Genomic DNA, 535 nt, shown 5'->3' on the forward strand with positions numbered 1-535 from the left:
AATACCGGGAGGTCTGCGTGTCCACAGTCAAGCTGACGGTCAATGGCAAATCTGTCTCTGCCACGGTCGAAGACAGAACGCTTCTCGTCCATTTGCTCCGTGAAAATCTCAATCTGACCGGGACCCATGTGGGCTGCGATACCAGCCAGTGCGGCGCCTGCATCGTCCATATCGACGGCAAGGCCGTGAAATCCTGCACCACTCTGGTCGGTCAGATCGACGGCGCCAATGTCACCACCATTGAAGGCATTGCCAAGGGCGACCAGCTGCATCCGATGCAGGCGGCGTTCCGCGACAATCACGGCCTGCAATGCGGTTACTGCACGCCGGGCATGATCATGTCGGCGATCGACATCGTAAACCGCCACGCCAGCGGTCTCGATGAAGAGACGGTGCGCCAAGAGCTCGAAGGCAATATCTGCCGCTGCACCGGCTACCACAACATCGTCAAATCGGTGCTCGACGCCGCCGGACGCATGAAGGTTGCGCAAGCGGCTGAATGAGCCGCGGCGCATTGATCTGAGCTGAGCCAACC

General features: G+C 59.6%; 1 protein-coding gene. It reads left to right on the forward strand.

The annotated features are described in order from the left end of the window. Window positions 1-17 precede the first annotated feature (17 nt). Window positions 18-503 (forward strand): (2Fe-2S)-binding protein, encoded by a 486-nt coding sequence (locus AC1DU6_RS35600; protein ID WP_439096051.1) that lies wholly within the window; start codon window positions 18-20, stop codon window positions 501-503. Window positions 504-535: the final 32 nt, after the last annotated feature.

It is taken from the genome of Roseateles sp. P5_B10 (genome assembly GCF_056400485.1).